We start from the raw sequence: 11440 nt of genomic DNA on the forward strand, positions 1-11440 counted from the left end.
TATAATAGGGTACTCAGGCTAGTTTTAAGGTCAGGTGAACGAAAAATTCTTTGCCGGTTTCGCGGATAATTAATTCGTGTTTGGTTGGGTACAAAAGCTGCAATCGTTGTTTTACGTTGTTTAATCCAATACCGCTTTTATCTTTTTCCGGGTCGTTTTGCGGCTTGGGGTGCTTGCTGTTATACACATCAAAATATAGCGTGTTTTCCCTTACTTCTAACGTTATTTTTATGTGCGATGGCTCCCGAAAACTAATGCCGTGTTTAAAAGCGTTTTCGATAAACGGAATCAATAACATGGGCGCAATCTGGAAATGCGTTACCGGATGCTCAATTTCCGTCTGAATCTGCACACCCGGGTTGGCATCAATCCGCAGCTTTTGTAAGCAAATATAATTGGTTAAATATTCTATTTCGCGTACCAGGGCTATTTTATCCTGTAAGTTTTCCTGGAGCATAAACCGCATCATTTCGCCTAAGCGTTCTATGCCTTCGCTGGTGCGCTCGGCTTTTTCCTGAATGGCGGTGCCGTAAATGGTGTTGAGGGCATTAAACAAAAAGTGTGGATTAATTTGCGAACGCAGAAAATCGAGGTTAGCGTTGGAGTGACCCAGTTCTTTTTTCAAGACGAATAATTCTTCTTTGCCCCGCATCTGGCGCTTAAATAATACCCACGAAAGCGGCGCTGTAATTACCAGGTGTACCGATGCATTAAAAACCGTGATGCCCATCATGGTTTCGGCGCGCTGGGTTATTAAAGCTATTATTAAAGCTATCGGAATAAACGATAATATTAATGCCACAAAAACTTTACTCAGGTAAACCCAGAAAGCCCTTTTTTTACCTAAAGATTCTGGTATAAGCTTGAAGCAGGCGTAAGAATAAAGCAAGATGCCGGTTGGTACCAATATTCCCCAACCGAGTAAAAATTCAGCTTCAGCATTAATAATTAAGAGCACCAACATACTTACCATCCACAACAAAAAAGCCATCAGGCTGTCTTGGGTAATAAGCCGGTACCGGCTCTGGATAGCTTCGGCATTGGTTAAAATATAAATGCCCACGTATTTTATTACGGTATAAAAGCCAAATATTAAAACCAGCCACGCTGCAAAAAGATAACTATCCTGAAAAATATAGTCGTAGGTTTCCGCTACGGAATCGAACTGGTTAAATAAATAATTTTTAGAGTACGTATCGGTAACGCCTACTACAGCACCAATTACCAGGAAGGTGAGCAGCGTTAAAGTTATGTGCAGGAATAAATTGTCTTTCTGAATTAATTTGGGCGCTACTACAAAGTTTAACAGCAAAAAAGCCAGGTAAAGTGTGGTAAACTTAATGAGCTGCGGGAAAAAGTAATTCCGGTAATAATTAAACGATATGTCTACTTCATCAAAGTGATAATGGTTGGGGCCGTCTTGGTTGGCTGACAGGAAAAGTACGGCAAAAACAAAGATGGCGGTAGCCGCCCAAAATTCCAGCTTACGTAGGTTGGCAGGATTAGCGAAAAAATCTTTCATAGATTAAAATATATAGAACAATGTTAAGGGATGGCAGGCAGTTAATATAAAAAATGTGACGAAAGCCGAATATTCTGGGATAGAGGGCGAATTTTTTAGTTGCTTGTGCTATTTACAAGGTGGGTTAATCTTTGTCGCAGGCGGTTAAAACTTGGGTTAAGGCCTGGGCATCAGCAATCAGCCCTATATTTCCAATATTAACTTCTCCATTATCTACCAAAAGCCCATCAATTACTGTGGTGCCGTAGCTGAGGTAATCCACAAATAGCCGGTACTTGCCGTTTGTCAGTTGGTCTGCCAGAAACCGGCCATCCCGGTCCGAAACAAGGTGGTTAATAATTTTACCGGTGTTTTGGTCTTCGAGGGTTAAGCTCGCAAACGTAATGGGCCGGCCGGTGGCTTCATCTACGATTTGGCCAATTATTTTACCTTTATTTACTAATGTTTTGTGGTTAGGGCTAAGGGCTTGATTGGCGTTTGGGAAAGTGGCTGATAAATTCTGCGCAAAAACATTGCCGGTTGTAACCAGGCCGGTTATGGCTAACAGCCAGAAAATAATGCCGAGGCAAGTAGTTTTAACCCGGCTATTTTCTGCGGCAGAGATATTCTTTAAAGTTTTATGCTTCTCCGGAGTTGCTCCGGCGAAAGTGGAACGGTTGGCAGCGGACAGTAAATAATTATGTTTGGTAAAAATAAAAGTTCTCATAATCAACTTAAATTAAGGTAATGGCGAAACCCGGATTAATTATGAGCAAGATTAAAGGCCCTTGGGCACAAGTAAAACTAAATGTGACGAATTAATGGAAAAATGGGATAGAAATGAAAATTAGGCAGAAAGCAGGCGTTTTAAATATAGAATCTGTTTATTTCTTTGGTAGTTACTTAAACTCTAAAAAGCTTCTCACGCAGCACTTCTTTTTCGCAAGACTTATATAACCAAATATTTTTTATATTACCTGCCTGAAAACATCATGTACTATGCACAAAAGCTTACAGCATTATTATTTACTTGGTTTAGTTTTAGCATTATTCCTGTTTATAGCATTACCAGGTAACAGCCAAAGCCAATTGCCCAAGAAAGGGAAAGTAGAACGCATAAAGGTACACGGCAAAGGCCTGGAGGGGAACCTGGCCGGAGATTCGCCGGATCGGGAAGTTTCTATTTATTTGCCGCCGAGTTATTCAGCCAGCTCAAAACGGCGCTACCCGGTTGTTTATTTACTGCACGGCTTCACCGACAACGATGCGAAATTGTATGGTTTTGAAAAGCACTGGATGAATTTACCGGAGGTACTGGATCAGGCGTTTGCCTCGGCTAATAAGCAGGAAATGATTTTTGTAACGCCCAATGCTTATACCCGCTTTATGGGTAGTATGTATTCGAGTTCGGAGAATACCGGCAACTGGGAAGATTATGTGGCCAAAGAATTAGTGGCTTACATCGATAAAAATTACCGCACCATTCCGCGGGCCGCTAGTCGTGGCCTGGCCGGGCACTCGATGGGTGGTTATGGCGCTTTGCGCATTGGGCAAAAATACCCGGAAGTGTTTTCGAGTTTGTATTTGCTGAGCCCTTGCTGCCTGGAACCCACCAGTAATGTACCCCAGGATGCGGCAGCCCAGGCTCGCTTAAAAGCTATTCAAACCCAAGCCGACTTAGATAAAGCCGATTTCTTTACCAAAGCTACTTTCGCTTCGGCCGCTGCCTGGTCGCCGAACCCAAAAAAGCCACCTTTTTATATAGATTTGCCTTTAGAAAACGGACAAGTGCAGCCTTTGGTAATAGCCAAGTGGACCGCTAACCGGCCATTAGCTACCATTGATCAGAATATCTATAACATCCGGAAACTTAAAGCATTGGCTTTTGATGCCGGAAATCAGGATAAAAGTATAGCTGCCAGCATAAAAGAATTAAATCAGGTGCTGGATAGCTACGGCATAAATCATTTTTACGAAGAATACAACGGCGACCACATTAACCGGGTAGCGGAACGCATCGGTAGTAATCTGCTTAATTTCTTCTCCGAAAATTTGTCTGTAGAACAATCTAAAAAGTAATATACCAAATGCGTAAACTAGACCGCCGCGCATTTTTATTAACCAGTTTAGGTGGATTACTAACCGGCTTCGCTAAACGCCGGGCCACTATCCAAACCATAAATGGTGCTATCGCGGCAAACCAGTTAGGTAAAGCGCTTGTGCACGAGCATTTTCTGGTAGATTTTATTGGAGCCGATAAAATTAATGAAGACCGTTGGAACCCGGCCGAAGTAGCCGCTATAATATTGCCTTATTTACAGGAAGTTAAGCAGGCAGGCGTAAAAAGTATTTTTGATTGTACGCCGACATTTCTGGGCCGCGATGTACGGTTACTCCAATTATTGGCGCAGAAAAGTGGCTTACAAATAATAACTAACACCGGCTACTATGGTGTCCGTGATAATAAATATTTGCCGCCCTGGGCTTTTTCCGAAACGGCTGCCCAACTTGCCCAACGCTGGATTACAGAATTTAAAAATGGCATTGAAAATACATCAATCCGGCCCGGTTTTATTAAAATTGGCGTAGATGGGCAGATGCCGCTCTCCCAAATTCACCAAAAATTAGTGCGAGCCGCGGCCTTAACGCATTTAGCAACCGGCCTTACTATTTTTTCGCATACCGGACCAGGGCCGGCCGCGTTCGAGCAAATAAATATTTTGCAACAACTTGGTGTAAAGCCCGATGCGTTTGTATGGGTACATGCCCAAAGCGAGCAAGATAAAAGTTTGCACCTTAAAGCCGCCAAGCAAGGTGCCTGGGTTAGTTTAGACGGCATTGGCTGGGGCGATTTCGAGAACTACGCTGATTCTTTACTGCGTTTAAAAACAGCGGGCTTACTCCACCGGGTGTTAATTTCGCACGATGCCGGTTGGTACAAGCCGCAGGAATCGCAAGCTGATTTTCAGGGGTACACCAATATTTTTAAAGAGCTGTTTCCGCGTTTAAAACAAAAAGGTTTTACCGATAAAGATTTTGAGCAACTACTGGTAAAAAATCCGGCTACAGCCATGCGCATACAGTTAAGAAAGCTTTAAGCACTTAGCAAGTATCTTTTAAGTAATAACCTATAGCTGTTCCGGATTTGCAATCCGAAACAGCAGCATCCTAAGGTAGGAACCCGCTTTGTAAATCAGGTTTCTGCAAAATATTTATTTACACGCCAAATTGGGTTAAATGGTGGTCCAGGTGTTTATAAAACATGTTGTTCCATTCGGTTGTGTTTAAAGCGCCAAACGAATGCGACTTTTTACCATCGAAATGGGATTCGCCTAAAGCTTGGGTTTGCCGGATGTAATTAATCAGCCGATTTTTTTCCAATTCAAAATTGCGGGTATCCTTAATCATAAAAGCGGGGGCGGTTTGCAAATTACGCTTATAGGGCTTTTCGCCGGTAACGGTGTTTTTTATAAAAGACCTGAGTATCCATTGCACTAGAAAATTAGGTTTCGGGTGCTTATCTTCAAAAACCATTTCGTAAGTTACATTACAGTGGGCCAGCATTTGCGAAACGCTCATTTTACCCCATTGGGGCTGGGTTTCTGGGGTTAAGGCATTAATTCTGTTGATAACGTTTTCCGATATTTCTTTGGTAAAAATATTAGGTAAGGCCATTTTTAAGGTGTTTGTGGGTTTTGGTAATTGCGAATAAGATGCTTTAATATATGGGTTAGGTAAGTGACTGCAGGTAAGTAAATCAAATTATTTTTCGCCTATAGCTCGGGCAGCTTAATTTATTTAAGCAGTAAATTTTAGTTTTAACCTGGTAATGTAAAGCAACGTTACCATTAGCCAAACCAAATTTCTTTTAGCTTAAATTTATTGAAATTAAGAATAGGATAAGTTGCGGTTTAATAAACTTTAATAAAAAGTATCTTTAATATTTGTTCGATAAATTAAGCAGGCGCACGAACATCTATTTTTAGTTTTACTTTCTCTATATTTAAGCTTTTAAAAAGCAAACAAAAACTTCCGGCTATGACTTCTCGTCGCAATTTTTTACAGAAAATTTCAGCTACGGCCTTTGCATTACCTTTTTTACCCGGCACCGGGTCTTTAACACTCCCGGATTTTGAAGAACAAGCCTACCAGCAAGGGAAAGTACTGCGCGTGGCTATTATGGGCCTGGGTAGTTACGGAACGCGGGTGGCCGAAGCCTTGCAAGCCTGTAAGCGGGCTAAATTAGTAGGGGCTATCAGCGGTACGCCATCTAAGCTAAAAGATTGGCAAACCAAGTACAATATTCCGGCAAAAAACTGCTACAACTACGAGAATTTCGACCAGATTAAAAATAACCGCGACATAGATGCGGTATACGTAATTACGCCCAACGCCCTGCACCGCGACCAGGTAATTCGGGTAGCGAAAGCGGGTAAGCACGCTATTTGCGAAAAGCCAATGGCCATTAACGCCAAAGAAGGGCAGGAAATGGTAGATGCCTGCCGGCAAGCCAATGTAAAATTGCTGGTGGGTTACCGGTTGCACTTCGAGCCCAATACCCTCGAAATTATCCGGATGCGGAAAGCCGGCGAATTGGGAAAAGTATTGTTTTTTCAGGGGCTGAGCGGTTTTAGAATCGGCGACCCGAACCAGTGGCGCTTGAAGAAAGAATTGGCCGGCGGCGGATCTATGATGGATATTGGCATTTATTCAATTAACGGCGCGCGTTACATGATAGGCGAGGAACCAACCTGGGTAACCGCCCAGGAAACCAAAACCGATCCTGTAAAATTTAAAGAAGGCGTTGATGAAACCATTCAGTTTCAGTTGGGCTTTCCGAGCGGGGCAGTAGCCTCTTGTTTATCTACTTACTCCATGAACAACCTCGACCGGTTTTTCCTGAACGGCGATAAAGGTTATGCCGAATTATTCCCGGCAACCGGCTACGGCCCTATTAAAGGTCGCACCCACAAAGGCGAACTAACTGGTCCGCATACCACACACCAAACCGTGCAAATGGACGAAATGGCCGCTATTATCTTCGACAACAAGCAGCCCGTAGTGCCGGTAGATGGCCTGGAAGGTTTAAAAGATTTAAAAATTATTGATGCTATTTTTCAGGCCGTAAAAACCGGCAGAAAAGTAGATGTGAAAATATAATCAATCTCAAGTCTCCTTTTTATTGCGGTGCTGTTATATTCCTATCATAATAAAATTGAGCATTAGCTTTCTTTTTAATATTTTCTAAAGAATACCCACTCACCGCGGTCATTCTGAAAGAATCTTATTAGCAGGCAACCAATAAGATTCTTTCAGAATGACCGAGTTTGGAGGGATGGACTTTGTGCTATCTAAAATCGCAGCAATTATCTTATTCTAACCTATTAAAATATTGCCATAAAAATTCCCGTCGGCAAAATAATACCTAATCAAGTGAGTTGGATTTTCCGGTTGAAAGGGGTGAAACCTGTTATAAATACGGTGGGCGCATTGGTCCGGGGCAAAGCGCCCCTGATATCTACCCATTTATGTTGGTAATTACCCGGCCCAAAAGTAATGTGGTTGCCGTTGAGGGTGTAGCGGCCCTGGCCTTCCTTTAAGAAATATACCTCCGGTAAATCGGAATGCGCCTGCACCCCTGTAAATTGGCCGCCCGGCCTGAAAATAAGTTCCAGCGCCAGCGGCACCTGGTCGGTACCCTGAATATCTATTTCCAGTTCAAAACCTTTTTCTATTTCCCGGATGGCTACAGAGGTTTTTAATTTTTGCACTTCCGATTGCGCCCTTTGTTCGCGCGGCATTTTAGCCCAATCGCCATCGCCCGGAATTTTAGCTGCCGGAAATGGTTGGTAATACGGGCCTTCCAGGTTGCTTTCCAGTAAATAAGCGCCGTTTTCTTCGCGGTAATTAGTTGCCGTAAACTGGCCTTTGCCAAAAAAAGCGCTGGCTAACCGGATGCCTTGTAACACGGCATTTTGTTTATGCATGGTAAAAAATACAGGATTATTCAGCAGGATGGAAGCATCATAATTTTCGCGCCTGATGCGGAGTAATCCGGATGGGCGAAAGGCTTTAACATAATTGGTAGGTAGGGGAGCGGAAGGCGGTAATTCCTGCCACAGCGTAGGATCTTCGAGAAAATAATATAAAAACCCGACGGTTTTAGGGAAAGCGGTTTCTTCTATCAGGCGGCAAACAGCGGCAAACCTACCATTGCGGTCGTGGATGGCCATGTAGCGGCAAGGGTAATAATAATTTTCGAGGGTGCCAATTATGGCTTTGTCCTGGCGGCCAGAGGCTTCCGTTACAATTTCGCCGTTCGGGTGAATGTAATAGAGCGTCATTTCGAGGTTTTTACGCACGTATTCCAGCAGCTCCGGTTTTTTAAAGCCGCGGGCAGTTGCCAGCAGTACGCGGTCGCTTAACGAGGAGTAGATGTAGCTGCTTTTTTCTTCGTATTGCCCGTCCGCGTCCATGTCAATTTTTTCGTTTAACCAGGTTTCGGCGCGTTGGCGGTAGGCTGGTTCGGGCCAGATGGTGTACAAACCCGCCAAAGCCGAACAAATTACCCAGCGGTGGTTAGGCGTATGAATGCCGCCCACGGTTAACGCCTTGCCAGCTTTTTGCAGAAATTCGGTTAAGGGTTGGAGTAAAGTTTTTTTGTTGGGCACCGAACTGCGTTGTAACAGCCGGTAACCAGGCGTGAGCCATTTTACAATAAAAGCTAAATCCGGCGTAGAGTGAAAATTAGTTGAAAATAAATCGATGGTACCGTCGGCGTGCTGTAATTTCCGGAGATAGTTGGCCGCCAGTACTAATTGGGCAGTTAGCGTTTTGCTATTAAAATATTCAGATTCTTTACTTACCAAACCGCACATGCCGGCTTGCAGAAAACCGGTAACCGCATGCACATGGACTATTTCGTTGCCATCCGGAATACCGCCGTAAGCTGGATTATTTTTATCGGTTATTTGTATTTTCTGGTGGTTTTTTATTCGTTCGTCGTTTAAGTGTACCAATTTTACCAGCCAGGCGGGTTTCTGCGGTTGCTGGTCGGGTAGGGGCTTGCCCCAGCTATTTTGTATAAAAAATGGTACCAATGGGGTAGCGCAAACCACTAACCCATTTTTAACAAACGTTCTTCGTTTCATAGTTTTACATGCGGTGGATCAGCAACAATATAAAAAATACTGCTAAATTTTAGAGACTTCGCGGCCGAAATATATTCAGGTTAGAGATTTGCTACTGTTGCAGGCAATATTATTATATGTAAAACTTATTATGAATTGAAATATCCGCCATAGCCTCTAATATTATACTATTATTAATTAAATACTGCGCTTTTCAATAAAGCAAAGGCTGTACCTCCAACCATGGTCATTCTGAAAGAGTCTTATTGGCTACTTGCTGGTAAGATTCTTCCAGAATGACCCCGGTGAGTGGATATTTGCTCGTAATTATTTTATTGTTTTTAAAGCGCAATTCCTGTTTAATAGTGGTATTATATAAGTAAATAATATTAGAGATTATGGCGATAAGACTCAAGCAGATGCTTACCTTAAAAGAGATAACTAAAATATTCTAGCCAACGAAATCAGCAGAATCAGTTCTTATCAACAGCTACATTTACCACCGACCTCGTCGGCAAAGTTACCTTAATGCTATTTTGGGTAAGGGCGCTGTTGGCTTTGAGGGTTGCATAATTTGCAGGGCCGCCAGCCACGCCGGTAGGGCCACTGCCGTTTACCATTACTTTCCGGGAGAACTCGCCGTTATCGGTGCCACCGGTTAGCGTGTACCAATAAAAGCGATTGCCTACCCGTAAATTATTTATTTTAAGTTCTACGGTTTGGGTAGTATTGGTTTTATTTACCAGGGTAACTCCTAATTCGCCGGAAGTAAAGGTAGCGGCATAGGTTTCTATTCCGGGGTTTGTAGCCATGGTTGCCGCAACCAACCGGTCGCCCAGGAATTTTTTGAAATAATACAGATAATAAAATGCTGGCCGCGGATTCCATTTAGCAACGCCATCCGGTTCATCACCAATATTAAATAATCCGTGGTCGTCGCCGTTGTTCCAGCCGTTAGCCAAATCCCATCGGGAAGTCATGCCATATTTATTTTTCAGGGCTTCGCCGAGTACCATTACCCCATGCATGCCGTTGATGTACGATGCCTGCTGTTTTAATCCTACGGCAAAAATATTCCACTCGGTAAGCGCTACTGGTTTCTCACTTACACCCGCCGTCTGCACAGATTGTTTTACAAAGTCCATTAACCGCTTGGTTTCGGTTGGTGCCGAAGTTAAAATATTATCGGCGTTGGTTTGTTGGTTAAAGGGCGTGTAGTAATTGTGCACGATGTAGTAATCTGGGGTGTTAGCGGCTTTGGGCAACAGCCCGGTATTCCAGGTTTTTACGGTATTGGTTTGCCAGCTTTGAACCGGACTATCGTAAAGAACCGCCCCAATGTAAATGGTTTTGCCAAGTTTGCGGGCCGCTTGCTGCATCGAATCGGCGAATATTTTAAAATGCTGGGCATACAGTTCACCGGTAGCGTATTCCGGCTGCCCGTCTTTGTTCAAAGAAGGGTCGATGCGGTAACCGGCTTCCCAGTCGCCAAAGCTTTCGTTGCCAACCTCCCAATATTTAGTCCGGCCATTGTCGTAACGTACCCAGTCGGCGGCAAGATGCGCGGCGGCGGCTACCGGGTTGGCGGCCGTGCCGTAACGGGCATAACCGTAATTAACAGTAATAATACCCTGGCTATTGGTTTGTTGCAACACCTGGTAATAATTGTCCAGCGACAAGGTCCAGTTCTCGGAGTTTTTGCCGTACCAGTATGGCATGCTGGTTTTGGAGCCATCGGCATTGGTTAACTGGTTTGGTGCATCAGCCGGCGGGGTGTTCTTGGGCGCATTCCAGAAAAAAACATCGCTAATGCTGCCCCCCGGAAAACGAATAAGATGCGGTTGAAGATTATTGAGGTGAGTCATTAAAGCCGGCTCTGTCAGTATTTGGGTCATCCATAAATTAGCATTATCGCCGGCAATTGAACGCGACACTTTGGTAATAACCGCGCTGGCATCGATGGTAATTGTATGAACAGCCGTTGCCGGAGCGGCTGCGTCCTGGTAAGCGGGTGCGGTAAAAGTTTTGGGTTGCCAGTCTAATAAAAAGAAGCCGATGCTGTTGGCTACCGGCGGGTCAACGGCCGGTTTTATGGTTTCGGGTGGCGTTACGGGCGTAGGCGTAATAACTTCTTTATCCGGGTTTTGGCAGGCGGCAAAAAATGACAAAAAGCCGACTATTATTAAAAATCTAAAATTATTCATAAAGGCAAGTTCGTACAAATATTTGCCTTTTCCGAATGCTAAACTTGCCGGAAAAAAGTAGCCAATAGTGTCAATGCTTCTTAACGATATTCCATAAATATCTTGGTCTTTCTGATTGTCTTTTGAAAGATTCCATCTTTCAAGGTGTAGGTGCTAACTGTTAGTTACTGTTTAAGTTAGCTCCCGGCCGCAGGGCCCCGTTTGGTCATTCGGGCTGCTCATCTTTCCTTTCCTCCTTCGTCGGAATGCTGCGCACCGGAAACCTGAAAGGCCCTCATCGCCCAAACTGATGTAGTTTGCTCTGTAGCTACTGCCTTTCTAAGCCTTAATAATTATTGTTAATAATTAATAAACAAGCCCGCTCAACAAAGCTAATCAGTAACTTTCCAGGTAGGCCGAACTCCTTCCCTAAATTAGGGCTACGATTAGGACACAAATTTTTGGGCCAGGGTCCACCCGTGCAAGATATGCTGGAAGTAATTCCAACCGCGCAAAAGGGTAATCACCCCCGCCTGCTTTTCGTGGGGTTTCCACCCGCCTAATCGGGCTATTATCCAGTAGCACCATTGTAAAGAGTCTTGGGGGTAAGGATTCCGCTGCTTGGC

General features: G+C 43.9%; 8 protein-coding genes and 1 pseudogene. 3 read left to right on the forward strand and 6 right to left on the reverse strand.

Going from position 1 to position 11440, the window contains the following annotated elements; genetic code table 11:
* Nucleotides 1-13: 13 nt before the first annotated feature.
* Both F0145_RS21115 and F0145_RS21120 read right to left on the reverse strand, forming a co-directional pair.
* Entirely contained in the window at nt 14-1522 is a 1509-nt protein-coding gene (locus F0145_RS21115; protein WP_150091701.1) for a sensor histidine kinase, read from the reverse strand.
* A 124-nt stretch (nt 1523-1646) separates the two neighbouring features.
* Nucleotides 1647-2228 (reverse strand): carboxypeptidase-like regulatory domain-containing protein, encoded by a 582-nt coding sequence (locus tag F0145_RS21120; RefSeq protein ID WP_150091703.1) that lies wholly within the window; start codon nt 2226-2228, stop codon nt 1647-1649.
* A 272-nt stretch (nt 2229-2500) separates the two neighbouring features.
* On the opposite strand from F0145_RS21120, the gene F0145_RS21125 reads away from it, so the two are divergent.
* A complete protein-coding gene (locus F0145_RS21125) occupies nt 2501-3580 on the forward strand; it encodes an alpha/beta hydrolase (RefSeq protein WP_150091705.1) in 1080 nt (359 codons plus the stop codon).
* 8 nt (nt 3581-3588) lie between these two features.
* Nucleotides 3589-4599, forward strand: coding sequence for a phosphotriesterase family protein (locus F0145_RS21130; protein ID WP_150091707.1), 1011 nt, complete (start codon nt 3589-3591; stop codon nt 4597-4599).
* A gap of 118 nt (nt 4600-4717) precedes the next feature.
* Here the strand turns inward: F0145_RS21130 and F0145_RS21135 are convergent, their stop codons facing one another.
* Complete coding sequence (locus F0145_RS21135; RefSeq protein WP_150091709.1) at nt 4718-5176, reverse strand: DUF1569 domain-containing protein; 459 nt, start codon at nt 5174-5176, stop codon at nt 4718-4720.
* A gap of 363 nt (nt 5177-5539) precedes the next feature.
* Here F0145_RS21135 and F0145_RS21140 point away from each other — a divergent pair, with 363 nt between their 5' ends.
* Nucleotides 5540-6661 (forward strand): Gfo/Idh/MocA family protein, encoded by a 1122-nt coding sequence (locus F0145_RS21140; protein ID WP_150091711.1) that lies wholly within the window; start codon nt 5540-5542, stop codon nt 6659-6661.
* Between the two features lie 269 nt (nt 6662-6930).
* Here the strand turns inward: F0145_RS21140 and F0145_RS21145 are convergent, their stop codons facing one another.
* The 3 genes and pseudogenes from F0145_RS21145 to F0145_RS26320 form a co-directional block, all read right to left on the reverse strand.
* The gene (locus F0145_RS21145; RefSeq protein ID WP_150091713.1) at nt 6931-8652 is read right to left on the reverse strand and encodes a hypothetical protein; all 1722 of its coding nucleotides are present in this window, start codon (nt 8650-8652) and stop codon (nt 6931-6933) included.
* A gap of 452 nt (nt 8653-9104) precedes the next feature.
* Complete coding sequence (locus F0145_RS21150) at nt 9105-10835, reverse strand: alpha-L-arabinofuranosidase (RefSeq protein ID WP_150091715.1); 1731 nt, start codon at nt 10833-10835, stop codon at nt 9105-9107.
* Nucleotides 10836-11260: 425 nt separating this feature from the next.
* A pseudogene (locus F0145_RS26320) lies at nt 11261-11440 on the reverse strand (IS4-like element ISSysp3 family transposase); the annotation flags it as partial.

The sequence above is a fragment of the Adhaeribacter rhizoryzae genome, assembly GCF_008629685.1.
Taxonomy (GTDB): domain Bacteria; phylum Bacteroidota; class Bacteroidia; order Cytophagales; family Hymenobacteraceae; genus Adhaeribacter; species Adhaeribacter rhizoryzae.

What these genes read in the sequence shown, in the direction of transcription:
- F0145_RS21115 (WP_150091701.1), bottom strand. Translation starts at nt 1,522, where the DNA reads ATGAAAGATTTTTTCGCTAATCCTGCCAACCTACGTAAGCTGGAATTT.
- F0145_RS21120 (WP_150091703.1), bottom strand. Translation starts at nt 2,228, where the DNA reads ATGAGAACTTTTATTTTTACCAAACATAATTATTTACTGTCCGCTGCC.
- F0145_RS21125 (WP_150091705.1), top strand. Translation starts at nt 2,501, where the DNA reads ATGCACAAAAGCTTACAGCATTATTATTTACTTGGTTTAGTTTTAGCA.
- F0145_RS21130 (WP_150091707.1), top strand. Translation starts at nt 3,589, where the DNA reads ATGCGTAAACTAGACCGCCGCGCATTTTTATTAACCAGTTTAGGTGGA.
- F0145_RS21135 (WP_150091709.1), bottom strand. Translation starts at nt 5,176, where the DNA reads ATGGCCTTACCTAATATTTTTACCAAAGAAATATCGGAAAACGTTATC.
- F0145_RS21140 (WP_150091711.1), top strand. Translation starts at nt 5,540, where the DNA reads ATGACTTCTCGTCGCAATTTTTTACAGAAAATTTCAGCTACGGCCTTT.
- F0145_RS21145 (WP_150091713.1), bottom strand. Translation starts at nt 8,652, where the DNA reads ATGAAACGAAGAACGTTTGTTAAAAATGGGTTAGTGGTTTGCGCTACC.
- F0145_RS21150 (WP_150091715.1), bottom strand. Translation starts at nt 10,835, where the DNA reads ATGAATAATTTTAGATTTTTAATAATAGTCGGCTTTTTGTCATTTTTT.